The 16,685-nt window shown below is 50.0% G+C and carries 17 protein-coding genes; 9 read left to right on the top strand and 8 right to left on the bottom strand.

Annotation, left to right across the window (positions count from 1 at the left end; all coding sequences use genetic code 11):
• Nucleotides 1-3: 3 nt before the first annotated feature.
• Both ACE99V_RS06990 and ACE99V_RS06985 read right to left on the bottom strand, forming a co-directional pair.
• A complete protein-coding gene (locus tag ACE99V_RS06990) occupies nucleotides 4-927 on the bottom strand; it encodes a YheC/YheD family protein (protein ID WP_400490346.1) in 924 nt (307 codons plus the stop codon).
• Between the two features lie 216 nt (nucleotides 928-1,143).
• On the bottom strand, nucleotides 1,144-2,058 hold the full coding sequence (locus tag ACE99V_RS06985) for an LVIVD repeat-containing protein (protein WP_400490345.1): 915 nt from the start codon (nucleotides 2,056-2,058) through the stop codon (nucleotides 1,144-1,146).
• Nucleotides 2,059-2,340: 282 nt separating this feature from the next.
• Between ACE99V_RS06985 and ACE99V_RS06980 the strand changes: the two genes are divergently transcribed.
• The 3 genes from ACE99V_RS06980 (at nucleotide 2,341) to ACE99V_RS06970 (ending at nucleotide 5,717) form a co-directional block, all read left to right on the top strand.
• Complete coding sequence (locus ACE99V_RS06980) at nucleotides 2,341-3,576, top strand: CotS family spore coat protein (RefSeq protein ID WP_400490344.1); 1,236 nt, start codon at nucleotides 2,341-2,343, stop codon at nucleotides 3,574-3,576.
• A 1-nt stretch (nucleotide 3,577) separates the two neighbouring features.
• Entirely contained in the window at nucleotides 3,578-4,774 is a 1,197-nt protein-coding gene (locus tag ACE99V_RS06975) for a glycosyltransferase family 4 protein (RefSeq protein ID WP_400490343.1), read from the top strand.
• A gap of 109 nt (nucleotides 4,775-4,883) precedes the next feature.
• Nucleotides 4,884-5,717 carry a transporter substrate-binding domain-containing protein gene (locus ACE99V_RS06970; protein WP_400490342.1) on the top strand — a complete coding sequence of 278 codons (834 nt, stop codon included), beginning with the start codon at nucleotides 4,884-4,886 and terminating at the stop codon, nucleotides 5,715-5,717.
• A 74-nt stretch (nucleotides 5,718-5,791) separates the two neighbouring features.
• Here the strand turns inward: ACE99V_RS06970 and ACE99V_RS06965 are convergent, their stop codons facing one another.
• Genes ACE99V_RS06965 through ACE99V_RS06950 form a run of 4 tightly spaced genes read right to left on the bottom strand, consistent with a single transcriptional unit; the run spans nucleotide 5,792 to nucleotide 9,178 of the window.
• Nucleotides 5,792-6,520, bottom strand: a complete 729-nt coding sequence (locus ACE99V_RS06965) for a fumarate reductase iron-sulfur subunit (protein WP_400490341.1) — start codon at nucleotides 6,518-6,520, stop codon at nucleotides 5,792-5,794.
• A gap of 16 nt (nucleotides 6,521-6,536) precedes the next feature.
• Nucleotides 6,537-8,360, bottom strand: a complete 1,824-nt coding sequence (locus tag ACE99V_RS06960; RefSeq protein ID WP_400490340.1) for a fumarate reductase flavoprotein subunit — start codon at nucleotides 8,358-8,360, stop codon at nucleotides 6,537-6,539.
• Complete coding sequence (locus ACE99V_RS06955) at nucleotides 8,357-8,992, bottom strand: succinate dehydrogenase/fumarate reductase transmembrane subunit (protein ID WP_400490339.1); 636 nt, start codon at nucleotides 8,990-8,992, stop codon at nucleotides 8,357-8,359. Before ACE99V_RS06955 ends, ACE99V_RS06960 begins: the two co-directional genes overlap by 4 nt.
• A gap of 24 nt (nucleotides 8,993-9,016) precedes the next feature.
• Nucleotides 9,017-9,178, bottom strand: a complete 162-nt coding sequence (locus tag ACE99V_RS06950) for a hypothetical protein (protein ID WP_400490338.1) — start codon at nucleotides 9,176-9,178, stop codon at nucleotides 9,017-9,019.
• A gap of 229 nt (nucleotides 9,179-9,407) precedes the next feature.
• Between ACE99V_RS06950 and ACE99V_RS06945 the strand changes: the two genes are divergently transcribed.
• From ACE99V_RS06945 to ACE99V_RS06935, 3 genes are all read left to right on the top strand, one after another.
• A complete protein-coding gene (locus ACE99V_RS06945) occupies nucleotides 9,408-9,548 on the top strand; it encodes a hypothetical protein (RefSeq protein ID WP_400490337.1) in 141 nt (46 codons plus the stop codon).
• Between the two features lie 327 nt (nucleotides 9,549-9,875).
• Nucleotides 9,876-11,576 carry a phospho-sugar mutase gene (locus tag ACE99V_RS06940; RefSeq protein WP_400490336.1) on the top strand — a complete coding sequence of 567 codons (1,701 nt, stop codon included), beginning with the start codon at nucleotides 9,876-9,878 and terminating at the stop codon, nucleotides 11,574-11,576.
• A 193-nt stretch (nucleotides 11,577-11,769) separates the two neighbouring features.
• On the top strand, nucleotides 11,770-12,192 hold the full coding sequence (locus ACE99V_RS06935; protein ID WP_400490335.1) for a DUF2935 domain-containing protein: 423 nt from the start codon (nucleotides 11,770-11,772) through the stop codon (nucleotides 12,190-12,192).
• A gap of 51 nt (nucleotides 12,193-12,243) precedes the next feature.
• Here ACE99V_RS06935 and solA read toward each other — a convergent pair whose 3' ends face one another.
• Nucleotides 12,244-13,389 (bottom strand): N-methyl-L-tryptophan oxidase, encoded by a 1,146-nt coding sequence (gene solA / locus ACE99V_RS06930; RefSeq protein ID WP_400490334.1) that lies wholly within the window; start codon nucleotides 13,387-13,389, stop codon nucleotides 12,244-12,246.
• Between the two features lie 120 nt (nucleotides 13,390-13,509).
• Here solA and ACE99V_RS06925 point away from each other — a divergent pair, with 120 nt between their 5' ends.
• Nucleotides 13,510-14,340, top strand: coding sequence for a protein-glutamine gamma-glutamyltransferase (locus tag ACE99V_RS06925; protein ID WP_400490333.1), 831 nt, complete (start codon nucleotides 13,510-13,512; stop codon nucleotides 14,338-14,340).
• A gap of 36 nt (nucleotides 14,341-14,376) precedes the next feature.
• On the opposite strand, the gene ACE99V_RS06920 is transcribed toward ACE99V_RS06925, so the two are convergent.
• On the bottom strand, nucleotides 14,377-15,057 hold the full coding sequence (locus ACE99V_RS06920; RefSeq protein WP_400490332.1) for an ArsR/SmtB family transcription factor: 681 nt from the start codon (nucleotides 15,055-15,057) through the stop codon (nucleotides 14,377-14,379).
• 100 nt (nucleotides 15,058-15,157) lie between these two features.
• On the opposite strand from ACE99V_RS06920, the gene ACE99V_RS06915 reads away from it, so the two are divergent.
• The gene (locus tag ACE99V_RS06915) at nucleotides 15,158-15,760 is read left to right on the top strand and encodes a flavin reductase family protein (RefSeq protein ID WP_400490331.1); all 603 of its coding nucleotides are present in this window, start codon (nucleotides 15,158-15,160) and stop codon (nucleotides 15,758-15,760) included.
• A 126-nt stretch (nucleotides 15,761-15,886) separates the two neighbouring features.
• A complete protein-coding gene (locus ACE99V_RS06910; protein ID WP_400490330.1) occupies nucleotides 15,887-16,669 on the top strand; it encodes an IucA/IucC family C-terminal-domain containing protein in 783 nt (260 codons plus the stop codon).
• The last annotated feature ends 16 nt before the right edge of the window (nucleotides 16,670-16,685 follow it).

Genomic DNA, 16,685 nt, shown 5'->3' with positions numbered 1-16,685 from the left:
CCTCTACTCTGTGTCTTTTTCCTGTGTGACGGGATTGGCTGCCTTCTGGTTGGAAGCAAGGTAGTATGCGTATTCAATGGGACGGGCCAAAGACTCATCTGTTACCGGGGGTGAGAATGGTGATGGACGGGGGTTTACTTCAAAAATCCAGGGATGTCCGTCTTCATCAAGACCCAAATCGATGGACAGGTCTGCCATATGAAGGCCAGAATTCTCGAGTGCACGACATATGGCAAACCCCAAATTGATAATAGACGTTCTTATGGTGTCTACCTTTTCTGGATTATCACGAAACGAGGCATGTAAGAAAAAGTCCAGCGGCAAAACACCGGTGCCAGCTCCTGATCCGATATAACTCCCTCCATCGGTAAAACGGGCGAACAGGGCCGTGATTTCCCATTCGCCACAGCCATTTTTATTCATGTTGAGCCGGATATCAGTCGCCCATCCCTTCCACGGTATCGTTCGGATTCCCTGCTGCACGATGTAGTCAGATTTGCAAAGGGAGGAGTGAATCCATTTCCACAGTGTTTTACTGGATGGAAAACTCTTGCCGTAACTTTGGTATAGTTTTCTGATATAGGCAATATTGATTTTCCCTTTTGTCTGATGGGTAGCGTGAACGATTCCGATACTGCTGTATTTATCGACCGGTTTCAGAAAGACATCTTGGTAGCGTCGAAAAAAAACATGAATATCGTTTTCATTTTTTACCTTCCCCGTATCCGGAAGATGATTGCAAAGCTCCTTATGTTTCGTCAGCAGCTGCCATGCTTCCCATTTATGAAAGATGCGGGTGTTAAACCATTTGCGTCCTATAACCTTCTCTATTTTTTTTGCCAGCTCCTTGCTGACAGGGCATCTCATATAGATGGCATCCGGGAAAGGAAAAAGGGATGGCCGACCTTTGACGGACCCTTCTTTCATAAGGAATCCTTTTACCCTTCGTTTGGCAAAATCTATGGAATTCGGAGTAAACATGACGATAGAAGCGTTGTGTTCCGGATATTGCGATGAAAAGGCAACTGATCTTTTTATCGCTTCACGAAATAAATACGTTCTCTTGAACGGTATACAGATCCCCAGGATGATTCTTTTTTTCAGGGTTCATTGCCTCCTTCCCAGGTTGGCTAACGTTTGGGTTTAGGTCAATAAGGTAAAAATAGCTAGACCGAACGGAACGCTTAAACCCTCGCTGCGCTCACCCAAATGTGTTGGCGTGACAGGATTAGGATTGGAAATATCGTAAATTTGAACGGTGTTGTCGTTCTCGCTGACTACGTAAAGAATGTTATCTGTAATCGCCATTTCGACAGGACCGAGTAACTGTCCCGCACCAAACTGTCCTAAATTCGTAGGCAGCACTAGAGGAACTTCATTTCTTCTGGAAATATCGTAAACATCTATAGTATTACCGTTTATACCGTCGAAATTGGCCACATAAAGAATGTCACCTCTAATCGCCAATCCGATAGGGTGGCTGATCTCTGCCAGACCGCCAAACTGACCTAAACGTGCTGGCATGAAAGGATTGGCAATGTTGTAAATTTCCACTGTCGCATCGCCAGCATTTGATATATAAAGAATATTCCCTGTGATCGCCAATCCGTTAGGAGCATTTAACACAAGTGGAACACTACCAAACTCCGTCACACGTGTCGGCGTGACAGGATTGGGATTGGAAATATCGTAAATTTCTACATTGTTAGCGAGAAGATTGGTTACATACAGAGTGTCGCCTGTAATGGTCAATGCGTTGGGATTAACTAATTCTGGAAAACCACCGAACTGCCCTAGACGTACGGGATCTGTAGGGTTGGAAATATTATAAACTTCGATAGTTTGATCGCCACCAGCATTTGCTACATAAAGAATGTTACCTCTAATCGCCATTCCAGTAGGATTACTTACCTCTCCTTCGCCAAAAACCCGGATAAACTCAGGGGATGCAGGATCGGTAATCTCATAAATTGCTATATTTCCTAACGGAAGATCGGGGAGGCGACGAATATTTGTTACATAAAGAAATCGAAGTGGTCTTGTTGGTCCAACGCCCAATAAAATCACCTTCTTTCATAGTCTGTCGTATGGTATGCATTCTTTTGATGGATGTTGCTGTTAGCCTCAATCTTCGTGACAATTGTGTAAGGCACGGAGTATAAACAATAGGTTCTTGAGTCAAGCCAATCGGTTGCCTGAGCGTAACCGATTTTTTGTTTTCCCGACTCCATCCGCACCACCCGCCTATCTTTTCCATATTGTAGAGGGAGGGGGCTTTCATCTAAGCCGCCATTACGTTTCATTCACGTTACAAAACAGATGATTTGGAGGTTGTTTTTCATGTCAACATTGATAAATAAAAAACAAAAAAAGGGAAATCAAAATCATAAAAAAACGAAAAAAAATAACCCGGTAAAAAAAGGGGGACAGGTACCGCTGTCGATTCCCAATAAAAAAAGAGATCCTTCTCTTGAGACAGGCGGATCCCTTTTAAATGAGATTCTCATACAGCCTTGGGGGACATCAGAAGATGATCTGACGCTGATACCCCCTGAAGTCGAACAATTAGCCAAGAAAGCTATTCAACATTATGATATGAAAGTTCACGGCATGACTTTAATCACCAGCAAACCGGACAAAGGCGGAGCCATATGGAAAATCAACACAAGCAAGGGGCTGCGCGGCCTGAAACTTTTGCATCGTCCCCCCTCCAGGAGCCTCTTTAGTGTCGCTGCACAAGATTACTTGATTAAACAAGGGGCACGGGTACCGCCATTGATTCCTGATAAAAAGGGAGAGCTTTCTGTTGAGCTGGGGGGAAAACTATGGATCGTAACCAAATGGATTGACACCTTGACGCAGGCGACGAAAATCGATCTTTCGGGTGCAAAAGAACTTTGTTACGGTCTGGGGGAATTTCACAAGCTTTCAAAAGGCTACAAACCGCCGAGGGAGGCCGAAAGGGAATCACGCTTATACCGTTGGCCTAACTACTATCAAAAAATTATAACAAAAATCGACTGGTTCAAAAAAATTGCCACTGTCTACCATGACACACCTGCAAGTCCAACCCTTCTTTCAGTCGTGGATGGTTATCATAAACAAGCGGTAAAATCACTTGCGCAACTCCAGCAATCTCCTTACGCCAAGCTTGTTTCACGCGGGGAGGAATATTGGGGATTGGCACACCAGGACTATGGCTGGTCGAATGGTCAGCTGGGACCCGGCGGAGTATGGATTATCGACTTGGACGGGGTGGCCTATGATTTGCCCATCCGTGATTTAAGCAAGCTGATCACAGGGACGATGGACGATTTGGGAGGCTGGGATGTCCCATGGATCTTGGGGATGATTGATGCCTATCACCAGGCAAATCCGATTGAACCAGAATTATTCCAACTTCTGATGGTGGATCTGGCATTCCCGAGCAGTTTCTATAAGCAACTGAAAGAGATGGTCTATGATCCTGCGGCTTTCTTAAATATAGAAACCGACAACCTGATCAAACGGATGATCCATATTGACAATACAAAAAGAACGGCCTTAAAAGCAATCAAAAACTGGAGGGGGAAATAGAGTGCGCGTCTTACTGATAGCAACGGAAAAATTGCCGGTTCCTCCGATACGGGGAGGTGCCATTCAAACGTATATTTCAGGCGTGGCTCCTATGCTCAGCAACAAGCATGATTTGACGATTCTGGGCATTTCTGACCCTGCTTTGCCAGAACGGGAAACAGTAAAAAGAATTTCCTACGTTCGATTGTCAGGGAAGCAAAATTTGGAAAACTATCGAAAAGAAATAATCAACTTCTTAAAGAAAAATTCATTCGATATCATTCATATGTTCAACCGCCCCTATTTGGTTAGAGCCGTACGTGAAACGGCTCCGAAATCAAAAATCGTGCTTAGCATGCATAATGATATGTTTGGTCCTGATAAAATCCATCCGGAGGAAGGGGAGTATGCGATTAACCAAGTAGATCGCATCGTTACCGTCAGCAATTACATCGGCCAGAACATAAGCAACCTATTCCCCGCTGCCGCAAAAAAAATTCGCACCATATACTCCGGTGTGGATCTTAGCCGATTTGTACCGTATTATTCAAAAGAAGCACAGACAATCAGAAATACGCTTCGAAAAAAGCATAATCTACAGAATAAAAAGATTATCCTTTATGTAGGACGACTGTCGCCTAAAAAAGGGGCAGACATATTGGTCTGGGCGATGCGGGAACTGGTCAAGAAACACAAGAACTGCGTGTTAGTGTTGGTCGGAAGCAACTGGTACAGTGAAAATCTGGTCAGTGATTACGTAGCTTTCGTCCGAGCGTTGGCCACTCGTTCCCCCATCCCTGTGATATCCACTGGCTTTGTCACACCGGACGAAGTTCATCAATGGTATATGGCGGCGGATATTTTCGTTTGTACCTCGCAATGGCAGGAACCGCTTGCGCGTGTTCACTATGAGGCGATGGCCGCCGGACTTCCCATCATCACAACACGACGTGGAGGAAATGTTGAAGTGATCCAGGATAACGGGTTGATCGTGGAAAAGCCCGAAGACCCAGCGGAATTTGCAAAAAAGCTCTCCGTCCTATTAGAAGATCCAAAACTGAGGGAAAAAATGGGACGCAAAGGAAGATCTATGGCTGAAGAGAAATACAGTTGGAAACGAGTAGCCGAAGAAATTCTGGAGGTATGGGCAGAGCTCTACACAATCAACGAAGCGGCAGTGGAAAGGGTGTCGGCGAAAAGGATCAGGCAGCTTGGCTGATCCGGACGAATAGCGTGAAGGCACAGAGCTGTTGTTCTGTGCTTTTTTGCACGGTTTTCTATTTTTTTGTGATATAATTCAGAAAAAACAAAAAAGAAGGGTTGATATTGTGAAGAATCATGGAAATTTGTTTAAAATTGTTATATCTTTCATTTTGCTTTTTGGCGGGCTTCTTGCTGGGACCTCTGCTTTTTCCGCAGAAACAAGCAAAGATCCCGTATCTTACGTGCAAATGCAATCTCGACTCGATGCCATTTTACAAAAAGGTTACATTCGAGTCGGGACTACGGGGGACTATAAACCTTTTACATACGTAAATCCGGCTACAGGCGAATATGAAGGCCACGATATCGAGATGGCGCAAAAATTGGCAAACGATTTAGGTGTGAAAGTTGTATTTGTGAAGACGACATGGCCTACCTTAATGGATGATTTGCTGGCTGACAAGTTTGATATTGCCATGGGTGGAATTACCCGCACACTTGAGCGAGCAAAAAAAGCGCAGTTCTCCCATGCTTATCTTGATTTTGGCAAATCTCCGCTTATTCGGATGGCTGACAAGGATAAATATAAAAGCTTGGCCGATATCGATCAACCGAACGTAAAGATTGGAGTAAACCCTGGGGGAACAAACGAAAAATTTGTAAGGGCAAATATTAAAAAAGCACAGATTGTAGTATTCGAGAAGAATCTGGAGATACCTGGAAAAGTTGCGAGCGGTGAAGTCGATGTCATGATCACTGACAGTATTGAAGCGAAACTGTACGCCAAAATGGATACACGACTTTACGATCCTTTGACAGAGCAAACTTTCACAAAGAGCCAGATGGGGTATTTAATGCCTCGCGGCGACTACATCTTCACCAATTGGATCAATTTTTGGATGGAGGAAATGACCCTGAAAGGAGAATTGCAAAAGATCACCAAGAAGTGGATTCCGTAAGTGGGTACGACTTCCCTTTGCCCGTTGGCAATATTGTGGACAGGCCTCCCTTGACGAACAGGGAGGCCTCCTTTTTATCTCTTCCAACCGGCAACCGCCATTTTTCTTCGCACATAGGCAAGCTGCCCCTGCAGCGGAATCCCGATCGGACAGTTGTCGTCGCAGGCCATCAGGCCGATGCAGCCAAAGATGCCGTCCTCCGATCCGACCACATCGAAGTATTCCTGTTCGTCGCGTTCGTCCCGGGGATCGAGCATGAACCGGGCTACCCGGTTGACGCCTGCTGCTCCGATAAAATTGGGCTTGATATTGGCGGTCGCGCATCCTCCAATGCAGCAGCCGCACTCGATGCAGCGTTCCGCTTCATAGATGTTCAACGCTTCTTCATTGCTCATCCGCTCTTCTTGTGCATGGGGATCAAAGGTTTTCTCCGTATGTACCCATGCTTCCGTTCGCAGCGAAACATCGCGGAACCAGATGCCCGTATCCACCGACAAATCGCCTAGCAGCTTAAAGACGGGGAGAGGCATGAGGGTAATTTCCGCGGGCAGCTGTTTGGTCAACGTCCTGCAGGCGAGAGTGGGCTTGCCGTTGATCAACATGCCGCACGAGCCGCATATGCCGGCCCGGCAAACGAAATCATACTTCAAGGTAGGATCTTGTTCTTCCCGAATTCTGTTGAGTGCGATAAACAGCGTCATTCCCTCTTCTTCCTGCAGCACGTAGGATTGCGTGGTCGGGTTCTCCTTCGGGGTCTGTGGGTTATAGCGAAAGAGATGAAACGTCAATTGGCGCTGACTCATCCTTCTTACCTCCTCTTCACTGCTTGGCCCCTGTGGCTTCCTTGCTGGCCTCGCCGTATCCCCGATCGCCAGGCGGCAATTCCGTAATTTTCACAGGTTCATACTTCAATACGGGCTGATTGGCTCCAACCGGCCAGTAAGCCAATGTTCGCCTTAACCAGTTTTCATCGTCTCGTTTCGGAAAGTCCTCCCGGAAGTGGCTGCCCCGGCTCTCAGTCCTGGCCAATGCACCGGCTGCAATACAATACGCCAGACGGATCATTCCCGTAATCCGGAGCGCAGAGGCCAATTCCGGATCGGCTCCCTGTCCTCCGCTGCGAAGTCCGACATGGAAGGATTGCTGGTGAAGCTGATGAAGGTGTTCAACCGCTTTTTTCAGAGGTTTTTCCGAACGGAAAATCCCTACGTTCTCACTTAAAATGCTTTCCATTTCACGTCGAAGCTCGTAGACGTTCTCCAATCCATTGCGGCAGTCGATCAGAGCCTGAATGCGGTCTTCCTGGAACCGTACATGTTCTTCGATCAGGGCGGAAGAGACGTGAAAAGAGGCCTCTTTGGTGTACCTGGCGATTTTGTCGCCGATGATCATCCCGGCTACGACCGTTTCAGCAAGGGAATTTCCGCCCAAACGATTGAAGCCGTGCATATCCCAGCAGGCGGCTTCTCCCAGTGCAAACAATCCTTCCAGTCCGTAAGCCATCCCGTCAATATTGGTACGGATGCCGCCCATGCTGTAGTGTTGAGTCGGGCGAACGGGAATCAAATCATGAACCGGGTCGATCCCCCGGAAATTGCGGCAAATATTGGCGATCTCGCGCAAATTGGTGTTGATGTGCTTCTCCCCGAGATGGCGTATATCCAGCCAGACGTGGGGCCCGTACGGACTGTCGACGCCATGACCTTTGCGTATGTGCTGCATGATGCGGCGGGAAACCACATCGCGGGAAGCCAGCTCTTTTTTGTTTGGTTCGTAGTCGGGCATGAAACGATGCAGGTCTTTATCCAGCAGGTATCCGCCATCGCCGCGGGCGCCTTCCGTAATCAAAATCCAGGAGGGGACGATCCCGGTGGGGTGAAATTGAACGGCTTCCATATTGCCGAGCGGAACCAATCCCGTTTCCAGGGCGACGAACATGCCGCTTCCTTCATTGATGATCGCGTTGGTAGACGCACCGTACAGCCGACCGTAACCGCCTGTCGCGATGACGGTCGTCTTTGCCGTATACACCCGGAGGTTTCCGGTCCGCAAACACCTGGCCACGACTCCGCTGCAGCGTGTACCGTCATGAATCAAAGAAAGGACTTCCGTACGATCATGAACGGTTATCCCCAGCTTGATCACAACGCTGTCCATCGTATAGAGCAGGGTGTGTCCGGTGCCATCCGCCGTATAACAGGTGCGCCATTTCGCTGTCCCGCCAAAATTTCGCGCGGCGATCAGTCCTTCCTTTTCCGGATCTTCATGAATTTCCGCCCCGTCGTACATGCGTTTGCCGGCAACGACACGGTTCCACGGAACTCCCCAGTACGCCATTTGCCGCACTGCAATCGGCGCTGTTTCAGCAAAAAGCCGGGCCACATCCTGATCGCAGCCCCAGTCGGATCCTTTGACCGTATCGGCAAAATGGACATCGGGATTGTCTCCTTTTCCCCTCGCGCTGTTGCCTAGCGACGCCTGCATGCCGCCCTGTGCCGCCGAACTGTGGGATCGCCGGGGAGGGACCAGACTGAGGATGATGACATTCAGTCCTTGGGAGGCCGCTTCAATGGCCGCACGTTCACCGGCAAGCCCGGCTCCGACGATAATGACGTCCGAAGTAAAGCTGTCATACCGACTCATACCGAACCCCCCAGCGAATAAAATGCCCACAGGCTCAGAAGCCCCAACAGAACCGTACAGACAGTGACGACACTCAGCACCTGTTTCAGACTGCGGCGCTTCACAAATCCCCATTTTACAACCGTGCGATAAAGTCCCACGCTGGCATGATACTCCGCGAACAAGAGAAGAACGATATAAAACCAAAGCATCCACGAATGAACACGATCGGCGCTAAGCTTTGCATCAATCCCCGCATAGACCACAACAAATACATGAATGATGATCAAGAGAAGCATGGCGCTACCCGTAACAGCCTGGAAGAGCCATGACCAGGTATCCTGGTGCTTGATGATTTTGGCGTGCCTCCAGACGACCTTTTGTTCCTCCCATCGACCGGGAATCCGGCGAAGGACCGCCCCAACATGTGCCGCCACCGTGAGAATGATAAAAACAACGGCCACATCCAACAGGCGGAACTGCTCCATAAAGTGAGCCAGCGTGTTAAACGCCTCTGCTCCCAACAGAATGGAGGCAACAAACAGCATATGCGTCCATAAAAACCCAACCAACAACAAGCCACTGACTGTCTGGATTGTTTCGACCACAAAGTCCGCTTTGCTGCTGCGAGTCAAGGCCCTTTGCAAATGCATAAGGATTCTCCTTTCCCGTTCCCATCACGCTTCGTTCTTCTCGCCGGCAGTTGGATCTAGCACCTTTCCACATTTCGTACAAACCCGTACAGGAATCTGCAAATCATACGTGTCATCAAATACGTAGGGATGATCCGGTCGATGTACCACCTTCGTCGCGGCGCCACAGCATTGAGAAACCATCATCGTTTTCCATCCTTTCCACATGGGATTTGCTGTGGTGGGATCATTACGAACATGTGGAGGTAATCAAGTGTTTGGTAATAAACCATATTCTGAACAATCGACAAACATGTCGTCTCATGTAAGGGTTTTCATTACAACTGACATTGGTTGATAGAATATTTGAATAAGTACTATTTTTAAGTTATTTTTACAAGAGGATGTTTTTTCACCGACGTCAGGAGTGAAAAATGTGAAAAGTAAACTTGGACTTGCCTATGCTTGCGTTTTAAGTATCATTGCGCTTTGGGTGGAAAATGGAAGTGGCGGATTGTTTGAGACGTTTATCCACGAGGAAAAAACCAGCTTTTTCAAAATAAAGGTAAATATATAACTCAAAGATATCGTAAGAGAAGCTCCTTTGCTTCTCTTTTTCATTTTTCGGCCTTGTCAGGTATGAAGATCAAAAAATGCCACCTGAGAGGTAGCCATGAAGTGCATAGGTAAAGAAACGTACTGTTGTTAAACCCCTGTTCCGTCCGCCATTGAAACCCCTACGGGCTGGCCTATTAAGTACATGACTCCTTGCTGCCACGGCTTCCTGGGCTCACCACCTGCCCCAGCGGTGCGCGACCAAGGTACAGGGAACATTGTTTGAAATCGGAAATAACATGTAAAACAGGGAGAGAAGTGTTGGAAAAAGCAAAGGGGGGTGCTTGATTTGAACACGTATCAAGCCGTGTACCATCGTTGGTTGAAATGTGAAGATCTTGATCCGTCTCTTAAGCAGGAGTTGAATCATTTGTCTGATGAAACGGAGATAGAAGAACGATTTTACCGACATCTTGAATTTGGTACCGGGGGATTGCGCGGCGTGATCGGAGCGGGGATCAATCGGATCAACATCTATACGGTTCGCCGCGCAACGGAAGGCCTTGCCCGCTATCTCAGAAAGAATGTACAGGACGCCGAGGCCAGAGGGGTCGTGATCGCGTACGACTCTCGCCATATGTCTGCAGAGTTTGCGGGTGAAGCGGCAGGCGTTCTCGCCCAAAACGGGATCAAGGTTTTTTTGTTTCAAGAGCTTACACCCACGCCGATCCTTTCGTTTGCCGTACGTTATCTTGGAGCAGCAGCCGGTATTGTCATCACAGCAAGCCATAATCCGCCGGAGTACAACGGGTACAAAGTATATGGGGGTGACGGAGGGCAAATTCCCCCGATTACCGCCAATCTCATCCTGGAAGAAATCAACGGGGTAGAAAATGAACTGCTGGTAAAGGCCTTGTCAAAGGAAGAAGGCATCGAAAAAAATCGGATCTTTTTTTTAGGCGAGGATATCGTTCAGGCATATACGAACCGGCTGCTGTCTTTATCGCTGCAACCTGACAGGATCAAGCAGCTGGATGACTTTCACATTGTGTATACTTCCCTGCACGGAGCGGGAAATAAACCTGTTCGTAAGGTGCTAAAGGAGCTTGGTTTTGCACATGTGCACGTCGTGCGGGAACAAGAACGTCCCGATCCGAATTTCTCAACGATTTCCTCACCGAATCCCGAGGATCAAAAAGCGTTTGAAATGGCGATAAAACTGGCCCATAGGGTGAACGCCGACATTGTACTCGGGACGGACCCTGACGCAGACAGAGTGGGTGTCGCTGCCAGGAACAGCGACGGCTGGTATGTTGTATTAAACGGCAATCAAACCGGGGTATTGCTGCTCCATTTTTTGTTGGAACAGCGGAAAGCGTGTGGAAAACTACCCGCCAACGGCGTCGTGCTCAAAACAATCGTAACGTCAGATCTGGGTCGATGGATAGCGGCTTCCTACAATGTGACCACGGTTGACACGCTAACCGGCTTTAAATATATCGGGGAGAAAATGAACGAATACGAACAAACGGGAGAATATACCTTCCTTTTTGGGTTTGAGGAAAGCTATGGATATTTGATCGGGGATTTTGTTCGAGACAAGGATGCCGTGCAGGCTGCCATGATGGCCTCCGAGATGGCCGCTTATTATAAAACAAAAGGTCTGACCCTGTATGACGCACTGCAGCAAATCTATGAAACCTACGGGTACTTCCTGGAAGATCTCACATCCTTCACGTTTGCGGGGAAGCAAGGACTTGAGAAGATGGAACAGATCATGAACCGTTTGCGGCGAGAGGTTCTTTCCACGATCGGGAATCAGCAGGTGAAGAACGTAATCGACTATTTGCCGGGGGTTCATGGCCTTCCGCCGTCCAATGTGCTCAAGTACGTCCTGGAAGAGGGGAGCTGGCTGGCGGTGCGGCCGTCTGGAACGGAGCCGAAGATAAAATTTTATTTCAGCGCGGTTGGAAGCACCTACGCTGAAGCAGAATCAAAGCTGCAGCAAATGAAGTCGTTTGTGTCCGCCTTGGTGAATTCAACGGCATAGTCTCCTTGAAGCGTATGGGCTGCCTGCGGACGTGCCTGTCCGTCCAATCGGGAAGCCGGCAGGCCGTTTGCAAACGGGAGAACAAGTGGAGCAGCTCTCTTTTTCCTTTTAAGATTGCAGCGAGCTTTATAGGCACCTTTCCCGGGGAGAGGCAATAGTCTGTATAGACACCATCTTCATTGGAGGGAATTGCGTGCAGTTTTACTACGGAGAGCGGATGCCCCTGCGGATCCTGGACGAAATTGAGTTTTGGAAGCAGCAGGAGGCGGAACATACCATTGTCATCAGGCAGTTGGCCGGTAATTTGGAGCCGCCGTTCGTTGAGTCGCTCCAGGAGTGGGAACAGGCTTTTTCACAGACCAACGCGGCAGCGCGGCGTTACATTGAGACAGTGGTCCGGTCCAAAGGACGTTTGCAGCGGGAGATGTATCTGGACATCATGCAGCTGGCGGACTGTTCCCTCAGCCAAAGTCACCAGTTCGTTCAATTCTTGAATGTTCTCGCAGCCGAAAGCACGGTGATCCAAAACAATCCGACGGCCATTGTCGTACTGAATCACATTCGTCGTGAATCAGAGTATTTTATCGGTATTGCCCAAACGGTCATGCGTCATTAGACAGATGCAAGCCCTTCCCGCCAATCAGGCTGGAAGGGCTTTTCCGCATGTTTAGGTGACCGGGGCGAAGCGCTTGAGAGAGAACATGGACAGATCGTAGGAGGTCTTCCCGGTAGTAATCCATTCGCTGGCAATCTCTCCAACCGCACTGGCGAACTTGAAGCCGTGACCGGAAAAACCGGCGGCAATCACGACATGGGAATGCAGCGGATGACGGTCAATGATGAAGTGTTCGTCAGGAGTCAGCGTGTAGAGGCACACCCTTCCCTGCTTGAGGGTGCCCGCCGCCTGCGGCATGTACCTCTTGAGAAATGACCGGACATCACCTTCGTCTTCGGGATAGGCGCCGAATTCACGGTTCATGGCATCGGGATCGACCGGATGACCGGTGTCGTGACGGCCCACCTTTACCCCTGTGCCGTTGAAATTGGGAAATCCGTAGTATTGTTCGTGTTCCAGATGGAACAAGAAAGCGGGAAAGGCATTCGGACCGTACAACGACTCGTCGGCATCAAACCAGGCAATGGTTTTTCGTGTCGGCTGCAAAGGAAGCGGCAAACCGACCGAGGACAACAGCTTGTTGGCCCAAGCGCCAACGCTCACGACCAGAGAGTCGGCAGCATATCTGCCCTCTTTTGTTTCGACAATGACCCCGTCAGAGAGAATTTCGATTCGCTCCACGCGAGTATGGGTGACGATGGTGGCCCCGAGGGCAAGCGCCATGTTGCGGTAGGCGCGAATGCAGTCTTCGCTGAACAGCACGCCGGACACAGGTTCGTAACAGCCGGTAACCTCATCGGGGACGGTTATTCCCGGCCAGCGGTAGCGGATTTCCTCTGCCTGCAGCACTTCCAACGGCAGCGCGAACTCTTCGGCACTGTCCTTCACTTCCTGGATGAACGGGCTGCCGGTTTTTCCGGCGCAAAGGACGCCTGTCCGGCTGAAGAGCGAAAGACCTGACTCTTCCTCCAGTTCATTCCATAGCTGCTGTGCCCGCAAAGCGAGAGGCACGTACTGCTTTCCTTCGCCGTACGCGTGACGAATGATTCGGGTATCCCCGTGATGGCTTCCAAAGGTATGGGGCGGATCAAACGCGTCCAGAAGCAGCGTTTTTCTCCCTTGTTTGGCCAGATATGCACCGGCAGCCATCCCCATGGAACCAGCTCCGACGACGATGACCTCGTAGTGTTTCTCCATCCTTTAACCTCCTCCTGGTTCTCCTATCAAAATAAATTTCTTTGATTATCCTATATTTTCGGAAAACCGTCGAGTCTTAGGCATATACATTATCAACCAGTACAACGGGAGGATGCAGGCATGATTAAAATTGGGGACAAAGTCGTCACTCCTTCGACGCTGCGCACTGAACAGCAATGGACAGACGTTCAGCTGGAGATAATCGGCCGCATGGCGGCCAGCCCGATTGTTTTTTCGTATCCGGACACAGGACATTTTCGGTTTGAGCTTACCCTTCGAAACCATATCGTGGGAGCAGCAGGTGCACTGAACTACAGCGGGGTCTCATTCGCCACGTTCAAAGAGTCCCGGTGCAACGAGGAGCTGTGGCGTTTGACCGACTTCGGCGGCTTTCGGATCCGTGAAAATGTGAGGCCGTCCGATGGGATCCGGGACATTTATCGCAATGGAAGAAAATACGCCTTTGAGTGTGCCACCGCGATGGTGATCGTATACTACCGGGCTGTTTTGGCCTCGATCGACGAGGGGGCTTTCAACCGTTTGTTCGCCGACATGCTGCTGTACGATTGGCACTACGACAAGGATCTGGGATTGACGACGATTGAGGAGACCGTTCACCTGCCGGGAGACGTGGTCTATTTCAAAAACCCGGATGTCAACCCGGACACCCCTGAATGGCAGGGAGAAAACGCTGTCGTGATGCGAGAGGGTCTCTACTATGGGCATGGGATCGGCATCGTAGGTGCTCGGGAGATTATTCGGCATTTGAATAATGAAAGAAGACCTGGTGCCGTTCGTTCCGCCTTTATGATGGAGGGTGCCGCACGGCCGGATTTTGCCTACCTCTACAGGTTCAGACCCGGTGCTCCCGCTGGAATGACGCCCATTCGCCGCAGCAGGTATGACCGTATCATCGCGCGGATCGGCTCTGCGTACTATGAGATCGGCTAAGCCTCTCTGAACAGGAGGGGCTTTTTTTTATGTGTGTCAAAGGGAAACCCCAAAGATTTGGTACAGACCTTCCTGGCCTGCCTCCGTCACCTTCACCGCTCGGGAAGAAGTACCCTCCAGCCATTCGAGTTTAAACAGGCGGTTCGTAAGCGCTGCACCTAACGACCCGGCCAGGTGGTAACGCCGCTCGGTCCAGTCGAGACAAGGACGGGCAAACGCTCTTCTTCCCCGTTTAACGGGAAAGGGGTCAACTCCAAAGGCAGTAAATGTTTCAGCTCCTTTCGTTGTCAACACGTACTCCTGCCCCGCTTCTTCCAGCAGTCCTCGCTTCAGCAGGCTCTCCGTCAGCTTAACCCCAACGGAACCGGCCAAGTGGTCGTAGCACGTTCGAGCATAACCCAGCTTTTTCATTTCGTCCGATTGGCGAAGCGAGCGGATCTTCGGCGGCGGAGCGATCGACAGCAGGCCTTCCAAAGCCTTGGCCACTTCTGTTCCGCTCAGGCGGTAGTAGCGGTGCCGTCCATGTGCTTCCACCGCAAGCAGTCCGCCGTTTACCAGCTTGTTCAAGTGGGAACTTGCAGTCTGGGGAGAAATGCGTGCCCTGTGCGCCAGTTCACCCGCCGGCAAAGCTCTTCCGTCCATCAAGCTAAGCAGGATGGCAGAGCGTGACGGGTCGCCGATCAGCGCTGAGACCTCAACGAGATTGGGTACATTCACTCGAGATCACTCCTTTGCATTCATATTTCGATGATAATGGAAATAATGGTCCATTACAATGAAGGAGGTAGTTTCATAAAAGTGAGGAGGAATTCATTTTATGACCAGTCATGTTGCCATTCAGCCGAAAATTCTGTACTACGGAACCCCTGTTGTTTTGCTTACGACGTTGAACGAGGATGGATCGACCAACATCAGTCCGATTTCGTCCTCATGGGCTCTTGGCCATACGATCGTGCTGGGAATTGGTCTTGGCGGAAAAGCGATGGAAAACCTGGGGCGGCACCCGGAGTGCGTCATCAACATCCCGGACGCGACGCTGTGGCGGCAGGTGGAAGCGCTGGCTCCCCTAACCGGTATGGACCCGATTCCCGAATATAAGCGTCAGCTTGGATTTCGATTTGAGAAGGATAAATTTGCTGCCGCCGGATTGACGCAGATCCCATCAGAGAAGATTGCGCCCTGCCGGATCAAGGAGTGCCCGCTGCAGATCGAGGCACAGGTAAAGCATATCCGCATTCCCGAAGATTCCGGGCAGTTTGCCGTCGTTGAGACGGAAGCTGTGCGTGTCCACGCCCATACGGACATTGTGGCGGGGGATCATTACGTCAATCCACAAAAGTGGAACCCGCTCATCTACAATTTCCGTCACTATTTCGGGTTGGGGAACGAGCTGGGCAAAACCTTTCGGGCGGAGACGTGACCTGGCAGCATGCTGGGCTTTTTTTTGCCACTTGTAACAGGAGGTGGCATTTTTTATAATAAAAACAGGAAATCTATTGATAATGAAAATCATTGTTTGCTTTATGAGCATAGAGAGGGATGGCGTATGTACCCTGAGTTGAACGTCTCAGCTTTGGAAAGAGCGTTTCGTATCCATATCGCGTCGGAACCGGAGGCGCCGCTGCGGTTTTCCGCTGCCAGCCTGCTGCACAAGGAAGAAGGAAAAAGATTCCTGCAAGAGGTGGGCAGCCATATTCATTCCCCCTCGTACGTTGTGACCGCCTCCCTGTTTTTCAAACGCTTCCTGGCACTGCTTTCCGGCGGGCTTTACACAATGTCTCACCATTCCGTTGAATTGAACATCTCCCTGCCGAATGTGACGCTGTGCGCAGAAGGCTCCTGGAGTCTGCCTCGCTTTCACTTGCGCGAGGCGGGGGGCTTTAGGCCGGATCCCGCAGATCGGGAGCGCTGGAGAGAGCAGGTGGCGGAACGAATGTTTCGTGACACGATAAAGCCGCTCATCTCGGCTCTTGCTTCGTATACGGGTATTCATACCAACGTCCTGTGGTCGCATACCGCCTACATCATTCACTATTATTACGACGAATTCATGAGGCGGGCGGAAACAGACGAACTCCGCGAACAAATCAGGGGCGATTTTCACTTCCTTACCAAGAAAGCGGATCCCAAACTGTTTGGACTGCGGGACCGCAATCCCATGAACAACGACTTTACGGTGATTCCGCACCCGACCGAAGCGGATCATCCCATTCGCATCCGAAAGCAGTGCTGCTTCCAGTACCGCCTGCAGGGAGGGAAATGCTGCTACACCTGCCCGATGCTCAATGAGGAAAAGCGCCTCGAACAAATTCTCGCTTACGGAAACTAGCGTTGTCAGGACGCTG

This window comes from Brevibacillus soli, assembly GCF_044759095.2.
Taxonomy (GTDB): domain Bacteria; phylum Bacillota; class Bacilli; order Brevibacillales; family Brevibacillaceae; genus JBIYSM02.
This window is presented reverse-complemented; position numbering and strand designations above follow the sequence as displayed.

What these genes read in the sequence shown, in the direction of transcription:
- ACE99V_RS06990 (WP_400490346.1), bottom strand. Translation starts at nt 927, where the DNA reads ATGAAAGAAGGGTCCGTCAAAGGTCGGCCATCCCTTTTTCCTTTCCCG.
- ACE99V_RS06980 (WP_400490344.1), top strand. Translation starts at nt 2,341, where the DNA reads ATGTCAACATTGATAAATAAAAAACAAAAAAAGGGAAATCAAAATCAT.
- ACE99V_RS06965 (WP_400490341.1), bottom strand. Translation starts at nt 6,520, where the DNA reads ATGAGTCAGCGCCAATTGACGTTTCATCTCTTTCGCTATAACCCACAG.
- ACE99V_RS06960 (WP_400490340.1), bottom strand. Translation starts at nt 8,360, where the DNA reads ATGAGTCGGTATGACAGCTTTACTTCGGACGTCATTATCGTCGGAGCC.
- ACE99V_RS06955 (WP_400490339.1), bottom strand. Translation starts at nt 8,992, where the DNA reads ATGCATTTGCAAAGGGCCTTGACTCGCAGCAGCAAAGCGGACTTTGTG.
- ACE99V_RS06950 (WP_400490338.1), bottom strand. Translation starts at nt 9,178, where the DNA reads ATGATGGTTTCTCAATGCTGTGGCGCCGCGACGAAGGTGGTACATCGA.
- solA (WP_400490334.1), bottom strand. Translation starts at nt 13,389, where the DNA reads ATGGAGAAACACTACGAGGTCATCGTCGTCGGAGCTGGTTCCATGGGG.
- ACE99V_RS06925 (WP_400490333.1), top strand. Translation starts at nt 13,510, where the DNA reads ATGATTAAAATTGGGGACAAAGTCGTCACTCCTTCGACGCTGCGCACT.
- ACE99V_RS06915 (WP_400490331.1), top strand. Translation starts at nt 15,158, where the DNA reads ATGACCAGTCATGTTGCCATTCAGCCGAAAATTCTGTACTACGGAACC.
- ACE99V_RS06910 (WP_400490330.1), top strand. Translation starts at nt 15,887, where the DNA reads ATGTACCCTGAGTTGAACGTCTCAGCTTTGGAAAGAGCGTTTCGTATC.